At 61.4% G+C, this 14578-nt stretch carries 13 protein-coding genes; 6 read left to right on the top strand and 7 right to left on the bottom strand.

Annotation, left to right across the window (positions count from 1 at the left end; all coding sequences use genetic code 11):
- Positions 1–421: 421 nt before the first annotated feature.
- The 3 genes from ACYQ26_RS05685 (at position 422) to ACYQ26_RS05675 (ending at position 5517) form a co-directional block, all read left to right on the top strand.
- Positions 422–1621 carry an iron-containing alcohol dehydrogenase gene (locus ACYQ26_RS05685; RefSeq protein ID WP_459807882.1) on the top strand — a complete coding sequence of 400 codons (1200 nt, stop codon included), beginning with the start codon at positions 422–424 and terminating at the stop codon, positions 1619–1621.
- Between the two features lie 393 nt (positions 1622–2014).
- A complete protein-coding gene (locus tag ACYQ26_RS05680) occupies positions 2015–3535 on the top strand; it encodes an aldehyde dehydrogenase family protein (protein ID WP_459807880.1) in 1521 nt (506 codons plus the stop codon).
- Between the two features lie 356 nt (positions 3536–3891).
- Complete coding sequence (locus ACYQ26_RS05675; RefSeq protein ID WP_459807878.1) at positions 3892–5517, top strand: BCCT family transporter; 1626 nt, start codon at positions 3892–3894, stop codon at positions 5515–5517.
- Between the two features lie 677 nt (positions 5518–6194).
- Here the strand turns inward: ACYQ26_RS05675 and ACYQ26_RS05670 are convergent.
- Genes ACYQ26_RS05670 through ACYQ26_RS05655 form a run of 4 tightly spaced genes read right to left on the bottom strand, consistent with a single transcriptional unit; the run spans position 6195 to position 9488 of the window.
- Complete coding sequence (locus ACYQ26_RS05670; RefSeq protein ID WP_459807876.1) at positions 6195–6869, bottom strand: ABC transporter permease; 675 nt, start codon at positions 6867–6869, stop codon at positions 6195–6197.
- Between the two features lies 1 nt (position 6870).
- Positions 6871–7872, bottom strand: a complete 1002-nt coding sequence (locus ACYQ26_RS05665) for an ABC transporter ATP-binding protein (protein ID WP_459807873.1) — start codon at positions 7870–7872, stop codon at positions 6871–6873.
- Positions 7869–8555, bottom strand: coding sequence for an ABC transporter permease (locus ACYQ26_RS05660; protein WP_459807871.1), 687 nt, complete (start codon positions 8553–8555; stop codon positions 7869–7871). The genes ACYQ26_RS05665 and ACYQ26_RS05660 overlap by 4 nt, the downstream gene beginning before the upstream one ends.
- A gap of 3 nt (positions 8556–8558) precedes the next feature.
- On the bottom strand, positions 8559–9488 hold the full coding sequence (locus ACYQ26_RS05655; RefSeq protein WP_459807869.1) for a glycine betaine ABC transporter substrate-binding protein: 930 nt from the start codon (positions 9486–9488) through the stop codon (positions 8559–8561).
- On the opposite strand from ACYQ26_RS05655, the gene ACYQ26_RS05650 reads away from it, so the two are divergent.
- From ACYQ26_RS05650 to ACYQ26_RS05640, 3 genes are all read left to right on the top strand, one after another.
- Positions 9409–11517 carry a sulfatase family protein gene (locus ACYQ26_RS05650; protein WP_459807868.1) on the top strand — a complete coding sequence of 703 codons (2109 nt, stop codon included), beginning with the start codon at positions 9409–9411 and terminating at the stop codon, positions 11515–11517. The two genes, ACYQ26_RS05655 and ACYQ26_RS05650, sit on opposite strands and share 80 nt — an antisense overlap.
- Positions 11518–11655: 138 nt before the next feature.
- Positions 11656–12081: an EamA family transporter gene (locus ACYQ26_RS05645; RefSeq protein ID WP_459807867.1), complete on the top strand. Its 426-nt coding sequence runs from the start codon at positions 11656–11658 to the stop codon at positions 12079–12081.
- A 122-nt stretch (positions 12082–12203) separates the two neighbouring features.
- Positions 12204–12392 (top strand): hypothetical protein, encoded by a 189-nt coding sequence (locus tag ACYQ26_RS05640; RefSeq protein WP_459807865.1) that lies wholly within the window; start codon positions 12204–12206, stop codon positions 12390–12392.
- Positions 12393–12484: 92 nt separating this feature from the next.
- On the opposite strand, the gene ACYQ26_RS05635 is transcribed toward ACYQ26_RS05640, so the two are convergent.
- From ACYQ26_RS05635 to ACYQ26_RS05625, 3 genes are all read right to left on the bottom strand, one after another.
- Positions 12485–12844, bottom strand: coding sequence for a hypothetical protein (locus ACYQ26_RS05635; RefSeq protein WP_459807864.1), 360 nt, complete (start codon positions 12842–12844; stop codon positions 12485–12487).
- A 61-nt stretch (positions 12845–12905) separates the two neighbouring features.
- Entirely contained in the window at positions 12906–14039 is a 1134-nt protein-coding gene (locus ACYQ26_RS05630) for an aromatic ring-hydroxylating oxygenase subunit alpha (RefSeq protein WP_459807863.1), read from the bottom strand.
- 254 nt (positions 14040–14293) lie between these two features.
- Complete coding sequence (locus ACYQ26_RS05625) at positions 14294–14506, bottom strand: hypothetical protein (RefSeq protein WP_459807861.1); 213 nt, start codon at positions 14504–14506, stop codon at positions 14294–14296.
- Between the last annotated feature and the right edge of the window lie 72 nt (positions 14507–14578).

Here is a 14578-nt window from a genome sequence, read left to right as displayed (position 1 = left end):
TCGACCGCGACTCCGCTCCCGCGATGATCGACTCGCGAGACCGACGATCGACGCTACTCGAGGTCCGTTTACACATTCGAAACGCGTGGGAACGGAGGACTGTTCGGTTACCGAACACGAATTGTTTGGGTGGCTAACGGGGAGGGTGGAGTCGGAGTGCCTCCTCGAGCGAGCGGTAGACCGATAGTGCGGTCGGCGGATCGATTCGACGTGAGCGAGCCCCAGCCGGCCACACGACCGGGCACGACGTTCGTGAAACCGCGACTGAGAGTGACCTGACACGAAGATATATATACTGGAATATGGAACGCTCGATCGGGATGAGAGAGAAAACCACCCATGCGGACAGAGAGGCGTCGATAGATGACCCAGCCACGGAATCTCTTGAAAACACCGACACGAAACGCGAGGGTGAGCGCCGATGAGCCTCGACGACTACACGCTCACGTTCCCGATCTGGGTCGAATTCGGAAACGGATCCAGCGAGAATATCGGATCGATCGTCGATTCTCAAGGCTGGGAGAAAGCGCTGATAGTCACCGACCAGGGGATTCTCGACGCCGGATTGGTCGATGGAATCCGGTCGTCGCTCACCGCCGAAGGCATCGAGTACGCTACCTACGATGGAGTCGAGCCCAACCCGACGGTCGGGATGGTCGACGAAGCGACCGAGATGCTGGAGAGGGAGGGATGTGACTTCATCGTCTCCGTCGGCGGCGGCAGTTCGATCGACGTCGGAAAGGGGGCGTCGCTGATGGCGACCAATCCCGGAGAGATCGCCGATTACGAAGTGACGTCGGCCGAGGAGGTGATGGAGGAACCGATCGAGAACCACCCCCTCCCGCTGGTGACGGTACCGACGACCGCCGGAACCGGCAGCGAGGTCGACTACTGGGCCGTTATCACCGACGAAGAGCGCGAGTTTAAGATGGCCCTCGGCCAATCGCCGCTGTACCCGGGCGGACCGTACCTGGGCGCCGAAATTTCGCTGGTCGACCCAGCGCTGACGGAAACGCTACCGCCGAGACAGACCGCCGCGACCGGCTTCGACGCTTTCTCCCACGCGCTCGAAAATCACGTGTCGTCCGCCCGCCCGCCCATCGTCGAACCGCTGACCAAACACGTGATGGGGCTCGTCTCGGAGCACCTCCCTGCCGCCTACGAGGACGGCGAGATGGAGGCGCGCGAACAGATGATGTTCGGCTCTCACGTGGCGGGGATCTGTGAGAACTTCGCCGGCTTCGGAGCGATCCACTCCCTGGCCGAAACCACCGGCGGAATGTATCCCGAAATTCCACACGGCGAGGCCATCGCCGCGTACACGCCCGCAGTGATGCGATACAACCTCGAAGCCGTTCCCGGTCGATACGCCGAAGTCGCCGAAGCGATGGACGTGGACGTGTCCGGGTTATCCGACGCGGAGGCCGCGAGGGAAGCGGTGGCCGCCGTGGAGGACCTCATCGACAGGGTCGACCTCCCCTCGAGTCTCCGCGAACTCGGCGTCGCCGAGGACGATCTCCCCACGATCGCGGAGAAGTCGTTGGACACGATCGAGATTCACGACAACCCCCGAGACGCGGACGCCGACGACCTCCTGGAAGTCGCTCGAGACGCGTACTGATCGTCGTGGACGCGAAACGCGGCCGACGAGGGATCGACCGCAGTCGCCCGTCGATTCGGCCGAGTCCATCCTTTCCGATACCGGCGCAGTAATTTCGTTTCCGCCGACTTCCGGCAGCCGGTGACCGTGTAGAGCCGAAGACGCGAACGGAGCGACGGCCGACCGGTGGCGTACAGTTTCGACGGCAGCGACGAACGGTTCCGACCGGACGCAGGTCGCATCGCACCTCCGTCGCGGACGTCGGTCATCGCCGGTCATCGTTGGTCCCATCGATCGTCGGGGAACGATGTAGCAGGGGTTCCGTTCGCGGTTCCGATCTCCGAACCCGAAGCTCTAGCGTCGACGGGCCTATGCTAAAATATATGAGGGGTGATAACAAACCACTTTTTGGAAATGGCATCAGAGACCGTTAGCGGCCAGTTACGGGAGAATCACGCGGAAGCGAGGGACCGAGTCGAGGAGATCAGTGCGTTCGATTCGTGGATAGACGGGGCTCGGTACGGGACCGACGAGGTCGTCGAGACCGTCGATCCCGTCGTCGGTGAACCGATCACCGCGATTCCGCGCTGCGGTCCGGCGGCGGTCGATACGGCTATCGACGCCGCCTGGAGCGCGTTCGACGAGGAGTGGTCGGAGATGACCCCTGCCGAGCGATCTCGGCGCATGTTCGAGTGGATCGACGTGCTCCGCGATCACGTCGACGAACTAGCGTTTCTGGAGTGCGTGGACACCGGAAAGCCGATGTCGCAGGCTCGAGGAGAGGTCGAGGGGGCGATCGGAACCCTGGAATACTACGCGTCGATCTGTCAGGGACAGAGTCAGGACGGGAGACAGGTGTCTACGTCCGAGGATCTGCACCTCTACACGCGGAAGGAGCCCTACGGCGTGGTCGGACAGATCACGCCGTGGAACTTCCCGATCTGGGCGGCCGCGTGGAAACTCGGGCCCGCGCTCGCGACGGGGAACGCGACCGTGCTCAAGCCGTCGGCCGAGGCCCCGCTGACGACGATTCGCATCGCCGAACTGTCCGAAGGCATCTTCCCGGACGGCGTGCTCAACGTCGTGACCGGGACCGGATCGGAGGTCGGCGGCGCGTTGACCGAGCACGATCGCGTCCGGAAACTCTCGTTTACCGGCAGCGTCGGCGTCGGACAGCGAGTGATGAAGGCGGCCGCCGAAAACATCGCCCCGGTCACGTTGGAGCTCGGTGGGAAGTCGCCGTTCATCGTGTTCCCCGACGCAGACCTCGAAAAGGCGGTTTCCGCCGTCGCTGACGGTATCTTTTACAGCACCGGAGAGATCTGCGACGCGTTCTCGCGAGCGCTCGTCCACGAGAGCGTTCACGAGGAGTTCGTCGACCGGTTCGTCGAGAAGGCCGAGTCCTACACGCTCGGCGATCCGCTCGACGAGGAGACGACGATGGGGCCGCTCACCACCGAGTCCCAGTACGAGACGGTCACGGAGTACATCGATGCCGGCGAGAGCGAGGGCGCGACCCTGCTCACGGGCGGTGGACCGCCGGCCGATTCCGACCTCCGGGACGGCTGGTTCGTCGAACCGACGGTGTTCGACGACGTGGAGAACGACATGCGGATCGCTCGAGAGGAAATTTTCGGTCCCGTACAGACGATCAACACCTTTTCCGACTACGACGAGGCGATCGAACTCGCGAACGACACCGAGTTCGGACTCGCGGCCGGCGTCGCGACCGAGCGGACGTCCGTCGTCCACAACGCGGCGGCGGACATCGAAGCGGGGCTCGTGTACGTCAACGAGTACGGTCCGATCCTGCCGCAGGCGCCGTACGGCGGCTTCAAGGAGTCGGGCATCGGAAAAGACCTGGGGACGGAGGTGCTCGACCACTATCAACGGACGAAGTCGGTCTACGTCAATCTCGATGAACCGGAGCTCTGAGGAGGATTCGGAGAGCCGGTTGCATCGTGACTGACGTGACGGTGGCGTCGCGACGTGGTCGAGACGACCGCTTCCGCTACCGCTGACCGAAGGCGACGGAGACGCCCCCGACCGATCTCGAGCGCGAGACGGAGTGCGGGACCGAATCCTCCGCGTTCGGTTGGGACCGAGATCGCGTACGACGACGGCTCTCGTTTCGATACCCCGGCCGAATTCTCCGACCGAATCGTCGAACGGGTCGAAAAGCATAAGTGATATTCCGTTGGGATAGCAGATGGACTGGTAATACATAACATGAGTCACGCGTCGGATCGAGGATCGATTACGGAGACGTGGAGCATCGCTACTGGAAGACCATGAAGCTCTGGCACGTATTCGGTCTGGAGGGCGCAGACGTCGGTGAGAAGCTCCTGTTCTTCATCTCGGGAGGCGCGTTGCTGGCGTTAGCGGTGATCGGGATACGGAGCCCCCAAGTACTCAACGATACGCTCAACCAGGCCTTCGGCTGGGTGCTCACCTACTTCGGGTGGTGGTTCATGTTACTCGGCTTCGTACTGCTGGTTTTCTCGACGTATATGGTCTTTTCGCGGTACGGCCACATTCGGATCGGCGGACAGGACGCCGAGCCGGAGTTCGGTCTGTTCTCGTGGCTCGCCATGGTGTTCACGGTCGGGTACAGCGGCTCGATCATCATCTGGGGAGTCGGCGAGCCCATCTCCATCGTGAACAGTCCGCCTCCGGAACCGGTTCCGGTCGCGGGGGCTTCCATCGAAGCGCTCGCGCTCGCGTTCATGTTCATCCACGAGGTCTTCCCGGGACTCGCCATGTGGTATCCGCCGTTCGCGCTGGCGTTCGGGCTGATCATCTACACGCGCGGCACGGACTCGTACAAGTTCAGTTCGATGCTGAAGGTGTTCCTCGACGACGACCGGTATAAGCCCCTCTACTGGACCGTCGACTTGGCGGCGCTGATCGCCATTATCGGCGGTGTCGCGGCGGCTATCGGGTTCTCCGCGCAGGTGTTTTCCGCCCTGCTGGATACGGTGTTCGGAGTCCCTGCAACGCTGTTCACGTACGGGTTGTTCGGCGTTCTCGGACTGGTCTTCCTCGCCGACGTCTGGTTGGGGCTGCGAAGCGGCATTCGCAACGCCGCTCGGATCACCGTCGTCCTCATGTTGATCACGTTCGCGCTGCTCCTCGTGGTCGGGCCGACGCTCTTCACGATCAACCTCGGCCTCGATGCCGGCGGCGTCTGGCTGAACAACATGTTCCGCCTCTCGCTGTATTCGGCCCCGACGGCCGCGGGCAACTGGCCGCAACAGTGGACGAGTTTCTGGTGGGCGTGGTGGGCCGCGTGGGGCCTATTCGTCGGTAGTTTCGTCGCCCGCGTTTCGAAGGGCCGCACCATCCGCGAGACGTTCGTCTGCCTGGTCGTCATTCCGGGCGTACTACTCTGGATACAGCACTCCATCGTCGGCGGCTGGGTGCTCGCACCGGGATACGTCGAGCCGGTCAGCGAGGCGTTCGCCAGCGGCGGGATCCCCGACGCGCTCGCGACTGCGGTCACTCTCACGCCGCTCGCGCCCCTGCTGGGCGTGTTGCTCATCTTAGTGATCGCCGGCTACGTCGTGACGTCCCTGGATTCGGCGGTGTATATCCTCTCCTCGATAACCCTCGGTACGGAGGAGCCGAACGCTCGAAATCGAGCGTGGTGGGGCGTCCTGCTCTCCTTCCTCGGTGTGATGACCCTCGAGCTCCCGGTGTTCGACGCGATGCAGGCGTTCCCCCCGGTGCTCGCGCTCCCGTTCACGCTCTTCCTCCTGGCAATCGCCTACGCGAGTTACGTCACCGCTCGCGAGTACTATCGAGGCGAGGCCACGTTGGCGAACAGGGAGACGCTGATCACGTCCCCGAACACCGATTCCTCCACGTCTTCGAACACGGACGCCTCCCTCCCACAGGGGCAGGACGACGACGATTAGGGACTACACTAACCGACGGAGAGAGCAGTGGTATCGCGGTTCTGAACGCTACCCACGCGTGCCGGTGATTCTGTAAACCGATTCCCTGGACGATATCGAAGTACCGTTCGGAGGGGCGACATCCGCCGTTCTCCCGTCCGCTGTGATCGCCTCGAGCACCCGGATACGAGAAGGCACAGCCGGGAACTTCTGTCACACTGTGGCTCGAATGACGCTCTGTACCGCCCAGTGAGCCCGACTTTCGACGTCCGACGTCTGTCTCTCGAGCGGGAACTACGCGACAGTGAGGGCTCAGAGAGACGCCGTCTCGATCTATAGGCCCACGGGTACCGGGGCCGCCGCGCGCTGAATCGTCTCGCCGGCGTCGACGCAGCGGAGTTACAGTTGCGATCGGAAAACCGATCCGAGAGGCGCCGTGGCGAATATGACTCACCGGGCTGCGCGATCCCGCGTATCGCCGTTGCGTCGCGCCGGTCGCCAGCGAACGGCCGTATCGATCCGACCGTGGGAGTTCGCGACCGGCATCGAACGCCCCACATCGAACGGTGCGACGGTCTGATCACGCGTCAGATGATACCGCGTGACGGGTACGAAATGAGTACGCCGTCAGATGAGCGATCCCCCAGAGACGCGATCACACGCCGACAGCGTCACGAAACGGTACGGAAAGAAAGCAGCTACCCCGTTGCGATCGATTGATCCTGGAGCCCTTCTCCGCCGATCCGTCGTTCGATGAATCCGAACGTGCTATCGAGGAGAATAGCGAGAAGCGCGCCCGGGATTGCCCCGGCTAAGACCTGGGGCGTGTTGAAGAGGTCGATACCGCTTATGACCCACGCTCCGAGACCGCCGCCTCCGATGAAGAACGCCAGGTACGCGGTCCCGACGTTGATGACGACGCTCGTCCTGATGCCGGCGAAGATGACGGGAATCGCTATCGGCAGTCGGATCTTGCGGAGAATCTCGTTTTCCGTCATTCCCATCCCCTCGGCCGCTTCGACCGTGCTCTCGTCGACCTGCTCGAGTCCCGTTATCGTATTCGTGAGGACGGGCAAAAGCGCGTACACGAAGAGCGCGATCACGGCGGATCTGAAGCCGAGACCGAAAATCGGGAAGGCGAGAGCGATGACGGCGAGCGTGGGGATCGTCTGCGCCACGTTTCCGATGGCGAGGATCCCTCCTCTGAGACGACTGTAGCGGACGGCGAGAACGCCGAGCGGTACTGCGACGGCGATCGCTGCCAGCTCCGAAATCATAACCATAACGACGTGTTCTCGAAGCAAGGTCAGGAACTGGTTGAAGTTCTCAATCAGGTACTGACCCCCCTCGAACAGCGTGCTGATGGCCGACATCTCACGCCCCCTCGTACCGGTCGTAGACCTCGTTTCGGTCGACGACGCCGACGACGTCTCCTCCCTCTACGACGGGGAGCGTTCGGGCGCCCGACTCGACGAACTCCGATAGCGCAGTTTTCAACGAGTCGTCTTTCGCGAGGTGAGGCGACTGGGGAGACCCGCCGTTCGGTACGGCCGTCCGTTCGTTCCGCTCGGCTCCGTACGCCGTCTCCTCGATTTCGGAGGTCGGTTGTTTCATCACTTCTTGCACCGATATCAGGCTCAGCTTCTTGAGCGTGAGATTATCTCCCACGAAATTGCGGACGAACTCGTTTTCGGGGTTCTCCAAGAGATTCCTCGGCGTATCGTACTGAACTACCTCACCGACGTCGAAGATAGCGATCCTGTCGCCCATCTTCAGGGCTTCGTCGATACTGTGGGTGACGAACAGAATCGTCGTGTTGATCTCCTCCTGGATTTCCAGGAACTCGTCTTGGAGGCTCGCTCGCGTGATCGGATCGAGCGCTCCGAACGGTTCGTCCATGAGTAACACGTCCGGATCTGCGGCCAGCGCTCTGGCCACGCCGACCCGCTGGCGCTGTCCCCCCGACAGTTCCCGTGGATACTGGTCTCGGTACTCCTCCGGCGCGAGATCCATGAGTTCCAGCAGCTCGTCGACGCGGTCATCGATGCGTTCCTCCTCCCACCCTTTCAGCCTCGGGACCGTCGCGACGTTTTCACCGACGGTCATGTGATCGAAGAGACCAATCTCCTGAATCACGTACCCGATGTCGCGGCGGAGCTCCGTCTCGTCGATCTCTCTGGTATCGGTTCCGTCGTAGTATACGGCCCCCTCGGTCGGATCCTCGAGTCGATTGACCAGTTTCATGGTCGTTGTCTTTCCGCATCCGGAGGGGCCGACGAGCACCGTCGTCGTGCCTTCTTCGATTTCGAAGCTGACGTCCTCTATCGCGACCGTCGAATCTTGGTATATTTTCGTTACGTTCTCGAATTCGATCATGGAATCACCTCGGTAATCGCTTTCGTTCCCATCGTCAGGGGAACGTCTTCGCCGTTTCGCAGCTGAAGGAGTTGTTCGACCGTCTTGAGAGCGTAGTCGAAAACCAGTGCCAGAAGGGAGACGATGATCGTTGCGACGACGATCATCTCGGTGTTAGCCGAGTAGATGCCCCTGAAAATGTAGTCGCCGAGCCCTCCGGCACCGATATAGGCCCCGACGGTCGCGACGCCGATCAGTATCACGACCGCGTTGCGGACGCCGGCGGTCATCACCGGAAGCGCAGCGGGGATTTGGAGGAGAGTGAGTCGTTGCCATCGCGTCATACCGACGCCCTCGCCCGCCTCGATCACGTTCTCGTCGACGCTCGTCAACCCGATGTACGTGTTCCTGATAATCGGAAGTTGCGCGTAGAGTACGAGGGCGACGATGACGGGCGGGTTTCCGATCCCGAGAAACGGAACGAGCAGCCCGAACAGCGCGAGGCTGGGAATCGTCATCGCAATTCCCGCGGACCACAGAACGGTGATCGCGGCCGGTCGATAGTACGCGATGAATATTCCCAATCCAATTCCGAGCGGAAGTGCGATCACGAGCGTCTGGAGTACCAGTTCGATGTGTTCGATGAGCAGTTCCACGAGTTCGGTCCGGTTCTCGAGCGCGAACTCGACGTATGACTCGATCATGGCCTATATCAGATCGTTCTCTTTGAGGTATTCCCTGGCGACGTCTTGCGCGTCTTCCCCCTCGATGTCGATTCGGATGTTCAGCTCCATGATTTCCTCCTCTGAGGTCAGCGATTGCGAGACCTCGTTGAGCGGCTCTTCGATGTCGTACTCGTCTGCGGTGTCCCCGTTGACCAAGGGCGCGGGGTTATAGGGGAGGAAGAAGTCCTTGTCGTCCTCCAGCACGGTGAGATCGAACTGTTCGATGTTCGGATTGGTGCTGAAGACCATGCCGATGTCCGCCTCGTTTTCCCCGAGAACTTCGTACGTGAGGTCCGCCTGGATGTTGGTGATATCCGCTTCACTGGCCGCGTCCTCGAACCCGTAGTGTTCGATCAGCCCCGGCCATCCGTCGGACCGCTCTTGGAATTCCGGTCCCAGAACGATCGAGACGTCAGTGTTGCCGTTGTTCATGTACTCGGCGAATCCGCTCAGCGTTTCGATTCCCGTCTCGTCGGCCCAGTTCGGACTCGTTCCGATAGCGTACGTGTTGTTGAACCCGGCCGGTTCGAGATACGCGAGTCCGTGTTCCTCTTTCATGTCTTTTTTCGCTTTCCGATACAGTTCGTCGGGGTCGCCGATGAGTTCGTCTCGTTGTGGCGGGATCTCCGACCATGCACCCCCCGTATAGAGGTGATACAAGTCGACTTCGCCGTTTCGGACGGCTTCGAAACACTGCCTCGATCCGCCCAGCCCGATCTCGTCTCGGATCTCGTGGTCGGTGTTTTCGGTGAGCACTTCGTAGCCCAGATACCCCATCAGCCGTGCCTCGCTCCACTTCATCGAGGCCACCGCCACCTCGTCACTGCCGCCAATGCACCCAGCTAGCCCGGCGAGACTGACTCCGGTACTGACAGCACCTACTCTGAGTACCTCTCTGCGATTTGTTCGCATACTGCAACCGCTACACACTCTCTCGTATAAAACTAGTCCATCATCTCATATCTTCAACTCCCCGGCACATATTTATGCCACTCCTATGGTATGCCTACTCATGGCATCTGAGAGGGCGCCTAATGTCCTGTGTATCGTCGCCGACCAATTACGCTACGATCACCTGGGCTGTATGGGGAACGACGAGGTCGAAACGCCGAATATCGATGCGCTTGCGGACAGCGGAGTGACGTTTGAACGGGCTTACGCGAATAACCCGATGTGTATGCCCGCGAGAGCGACAATGTTCACCGGCCGGCCTCCGCACAGCCACGTTCGGAGCAACGGCGTAGAGCTCCCCGACCGTCTGCCGACGGTTCCCGGCATGCTGAATGACGCCGGATATCGAACGTACTCCGCCGGAAAGCTGCATCAGCGTACGTACACGCTCCCCGTCCGAAAGCACCTTCACCACATACTCACCGAACTCGGGACGACTACCACCTCTGAGTTCGCGACGGAGTTGCGAGATGCCGTCGAGACTGCAGTGAGAGCGAACCTCGAGTGTCCCCCGGAGCTCGGAGAACACAGAGAGTCAGGGATCTATCACGATGGGTTTTCCACGAGAGCGCACAATCCGCTCGTCCGCGAACTCGAGAAGATCCACGTCCCGCGGTGGTCCGACGTCGCCGTCCTCTTCGAGGCAGTCGCCGAGAGAGCGATCGGGGATCGACCGCTGGAGGAGTTCTCCAAGGACGATCTCGACGCGTTCGCGGACGAGTTGACCGAGGAACTCGCACGGGTGTTCGCGGAGACGAACACGACCGAGTACGCCGAGTTGGAATTCGACCCATCGGAGTTCCCCGAAGCGAGAGAGATGTGGGAGACCGGCCGCATTTCGGAGCTTCCGGAGCCGTTCTACGGGTTCGAACGGACCGACTTCACGGGCGGGCACGTCAACGAGATCTTCGGCGAGTACAAGAGCTGGCTCAAACGGAATCACCCGGACGAGTATCCCCGGTTGGCGAAGGACCATCCCGACAACGCCCCCGGGAAGACGTTCCACGTCTACGACACGTGGACGCTTCCGGAGTCGCTGCACTACAACCGCTGGATCGGCGACAAGACGATCGATTTCATCTCGGACCGAGCGGACGACGGCGAGCCCTTCTTCGCGTGGTGTTCCTTCCCGGACCCGCACAACCCCTATGCGGCCCCCGAACCGTGGGGATCGATGTACGATCCCGACGAGGTCTCCCTACCGACGAGACGCGAGGGGGAACTCGACGATCTGCCCCCGTTCTACAGAGACGTGTACGAAGGGGATTTCCGGCAGCTACAGGGGCTCTACAGCTGTCCGAAACCCGAAGTAGAGGAGGAGGCGATCCGCGAAATCATCGCGAAGACCTACGGGATGGTCAGTTATCTCGACCAGGAAGTGGGGCGCGTCATCGACGCGCTCGAAAAGCAGGGCGTCCGCGAGGACACAATTGTCATCTTCGTCTCCGATCACGGAGAACTGCTCGGCGATCACTGGATGATCCGGAAGGGACCGTTCCAGTTCGACGGCCTCGTACAGGTGCCGATGATCTGGAGTTGGCCCGGGGAATTCGAGGAAGGGGCGCGAATCGAGAGCCTGACGAGTCACATCGACTTCGCGCCGACGCTGCTCGATCTCTGTGGCGGGTCCGATCCCCACTCCTCGTTCACGCCGTCCTACCGCCACGATCCCTCGAGTCTCCCTGGGAAGTCGCTCAGACCGTTGCTCGAAGGCGAAACGGACTGCATTCCAGACACCGTCGTCATCGAGAACGACGAGGATTACCTCGATCTGCGGGTGCGAACGCTGGTCACGGACCGGTACAAGCTGACGGTGTATCCCGGACGGGAGTACGGCGAACTGTTCGATCTCGAGGAGGACCCAGGCGAATTGCACAACCTGTGGGACGATCCCGCGTACGCCGATCTGAAGGACGAACTCCGGTCGAAACTCTTGGAAAGCATGGTTCTCAATGAAGGCGCCCTGGAGGACAGGATCACCATCGCGTGACCGCGTCGGAATGACTTTCCAGAGCATTTAGACGCCGAAACGACCGTTCTCGGGTCGAAGACCGGTAGCAGCGACTATTTAAATACCAGCCATACTGAACACAGGCTTTCTTTAAACACCGACACGAAGCTCCGAACGATGGGGTTTACTGAAATGGATTCGGGAATCTTCTTCGGCTTGATTACGATGACGTCGTGGGGGGTTTGGATACTCTTGGGCAACGGTGCGTCGGAGTCCATCGATCCGAGGATTGCCGCCGCGATCACGTATCTCGTAGCGGGTCTCCTCGCGCTCGGATCTATCGCTGTTTCGGACGCATCGATCGCCGTTACCGCGAGAGGAGGACTACTCGCTAGCGCGGCTGGATTGTTCGCCGGGATCGGCCTCATTTCGATGTACATCGGATTCTCCCAGGCGTCAACGACGGTGGTCTCTACTCTCGGCGCCATGTACTTCGTCGTAGCTGCCGTCCTCGGTATCGTCATTCTCGGCGACGACGTTACGATGATGAGACTTACCGGAATCGCGTTCGCGTGTCTCAGTATCGTCCTGATCACTCGATAGTTTGGCTCTGTTTGACGGTCCTACGTCGGTCGGTACGACCAGATACAACCAAACTCAAGTACACCTGCAACACGCCGTCTTCGCCCGGCACACCTACGAGGGAAAGCGACTCGGCCGCGGTGGTGCGTCTTTCAGGACTCGCGGCGGCCGAGTCGCCCGAGGACGAACCGGAGCTGAGCCGCCAGTGGCGGATCCGGAGCGTGCGGCTCGAGGACCGCGACTCCACCGAAGATGTGCTCGCTCGCGCTGTGGGACCGATCGATCCCGACGAGAAGCGGCTCGAGACGGACGTGACCGATCGCCAGGAGTGACCGTCGCGACGAGCGGAGGCGGTGAGCGGGCACCGTCCGGCGTTTCGAACCGAACGCGAGGCAGCGAAGTCAGAGCGAACGAAAACGGTCGGTCAGAACGCGCCGAGGTGGTCGTCCTGCGGCTCGTACAGGCCGCCGGTCATCCGCACCTCGTGGATCTCGTCTAGGGTCTCACCGATCGAGCGTCCGCGGTCGGACATCACCGCCGCGACGACGCCGATCGGGACGCCGTTCTCGTACTGTTCTTGTAGCTGCCAGATGACGTCTTTGAGATCGTCGCTCGCGACGTCCTCGGCGAGCTCCGTCGGTGCGCGTTCGAACTCCACGTCGTGGCCCGTCACCCGGTAATGACGGCGGTAGAACTCGACGATCTCGTTCGGCGTCTCGGTTTGCAAATCGACGTCACACTCCGGACAGGACGCGACGTACGGGGCCTGGTCTTGCGTGCTCATGGGTGTCGAATTTCGGATTCCGTTTCGAGTGCTGGCGAGCGCTGGTCGGTGGGCGGTGCAATCACGAGTCGTAGGCCTCCTGGGCGAGCTGGTGGAAGCGGTGGACGGTGTGTTCGTTCGGGCCGAGTTGGGCCTGGGCGAGGGCGCCGGTTTTGAGGCCTTCCCACTGGCGTTCGACCAGTTCGAAGTCCTCTTCCTGGAGCTGGCGGCTAGTGCGGACGAACTCGCGTTCTTCCTCGGAGAGGTCGCTGTCGCGGAAGTAGTAGTCCGCGATCAGCTGGAACCGGTCGGTGTCGATCGGGTCGATGATGTAGGTGCCGTAGCCGTCGGCGGTGCCGTACATGTTGACCGTGAAGTTCGGCCAGAGGTAGTGGAACTGGGCCTCGTGTTCGTCGTGGATCCGCATCTCGTCCTCGACGTCCTCCGCATGCGTGTAGTGGAGCACCCAGTGATAGTCGTTGACCTCGAGTTCGGACTCGTTGAGCGAGATGCCCTTGATCCAGTCCTGGTGGTTGGCCTGGCAGTGGTCACACTCCGAGTAGTTGCTCGCGAACACCTTCCAGTTGCACTCGACCTCCGAGACGATCCGCGTTGCGTGCTCGTACTCCTCGAGGGGCAGCGCCTCGAGGCGGTCCTTCATCACGCCGGCCTGTTCGGCCAGCGGCATCGGATCCTCGCTGAGGTTCACGAAGATCAGCGGTCCGATCCTGTCGACGTGGACGTCGTTGAGTCCGTTGGTCTCGCAATCGAACTCCTGGACCTCGTCGTCCTCGAGATCGGGGTTCAGGCCCGCTTCCTCGAAGCTCTTGGGCGTACTCTGGAGTTTTCCGTCTAGGTCGTACGTCCAGAGGTGGTACGGGCACCGGATTCGGTTCCCCTCATTGGGGTCGGTCATCGGCGTATCCTCGACCATCTTCGAGCCGCGGTGGGCGCAGACGTTGTCGAACGCCTTGATATCGCCGTCGTGGCCGCGAACGATGATCAGCTGGCGATCGCCGATAGTTCGCGTGAAGAACTGACCGGGCTCGCTGATGCTGTTAGCGTGGCCGGCGTACACCCAGTACTGCCCGAACACCTTCTCCTTCTCCATCTCGAAGACGTCGTCGTCGGTGAAGTACCGGGCCGGCAGCGCGTTTGCATCGTCCGTGATGTCCTCGCTCACCGATTTCGTCTGTGAGTCGTCCCACTGTGTCATACGATATCAATAACACAATGAAACCTAAAAACGGTTGACCCGTGATATTGAACATGAATATAAGTGGAGAACCGATCCGGGGTGAGAGCCCGGCTCGAGAACGACCCGGTCACCGAGACTGGTCGTTCGCCGGGGTGATGTCGGACCGCGTCGACGGCCGATGCCGGTCGTCGCGGGAACCTCGATCCGAGGGACGCGGGAGGGGCGTTCGAAGGCGTCCTCCGTTCGTTTTCTGATACCGTGATCCGTCCGTTTTAGGGACGTAGCGGATGAATCTCGTCCCCGAGTATCGGCAGACGGACGTGCCGGAACGAGCGTTCCATCCGTCGATCGCGGTCCGCGGGCTCGGTCGTCTTGAGCGTCGCGACGTCGCGCGTAACGAGCCCGCGCGGAAGGTCGTCGTGACCGATCGCGCCGTGGTCGAGGACGGCGATTGCGGCCTGTCGAGACGAGTCGGCCAGTGGCACGTGCAGTATGCCCCGGTCGCGGTAGCTAGTCTATTTCGGCGACTCGTGGCTGTACTGGGGTCTGAGAGCAGG

The sequence above is a fragment of the Halopiger thermotolerans genome, from assembly GCF_054654555.1.
This window is presented reverse-complemented; position numbering and strand designations above follow the sequence as displayed.

What these genes read in the sequence shown, in the direction of transcription:
- ACYQ26_RS05685 (WP_459807882.1), top strand. Translation starts at nt 422, where the DNA reads ATGAGCCTCGACGACTACACGCTCACGTTCCCGATCTGGGTCGAATTC.
- ACYQ26_RS05680 (WP_459807880.1), top strand. Translation starts at nt 2,015, where the DNA reads ATGGCATCAGAGACCGTTAGCGGCCAGTTACGGGAGAATCACGCGGAA.
- ACYQ26_RS05675 (WP_459807878.1), top strand. Translation starts at nt 3,892, where the DNA reads ATGAAGCTCTGGCACGTATTCGGTCTGGAGGGCGCAGACGTCGGTGAG.
- ACYQ26_RS05670 (WP_459807876.1), bottom strand. Translation starts at nt 6,869, where the DNA reads ATGTCGGCCATCAGCACGCTGTTCGAGGGGGGTCAGTACCTGATTGAG.
- ACYQ26_RS05665 (WP_459807873.1), bottom strand. Translation starts at nt 7,872, where the DNA reads ATGATCGAATTCGAGAACGTAACGAAAATATACCAAGATTCGACGGTC.
- ACYQ26_RS05660 (WP_459807871.1), bottom strand. Translation starts at nt 8,555, where the DNA reads ATGATCGAGTCATACGTCGAGTTCGCGCTCGAGAACCGGACCGAACTC.
- ACYQ26_RS05650 (WP_459807868.1), top strand. Translation starts at nt 9,409, where the DNA reads ATGCACCCAGCTAGCCCGGCGAGACTGACTCCGGTACTGACAGCACCT.
- ACYQ26_RS05655 (WP_459807869.1), bottom strand. Translation starts at nt 9,488, where the DNA reads ATGCGAACAAATCGCAGAGAGGTACTCAGAGTAGGTGCTGTCAGTACC.
- ACYQ26_RS05645 (WP_459807867.1), top strand. Translation starts at nt 11,656, where the DNA reads ATGGGGTTTACTGAAATGGATTCGGGAATCTTCTTCGGCTTGATTACG.
- ACYQ26_RS05635 (WP_459807864.1), bottom strand. Translation starts at nt 12,844, where the DNA reads ATGAGCACGCAAGACCAGGCCCCGTACGTCGCGTCCTGTCCGGAGTGT.
- ACYQ26_RS05630 (WP_459807863.1), bottom strand. Translation starts at nt 14,039, where the DNA reads ATGACACAGTGGGACGACTCACAGACGAAATCGGTGAGCGAGGACATC.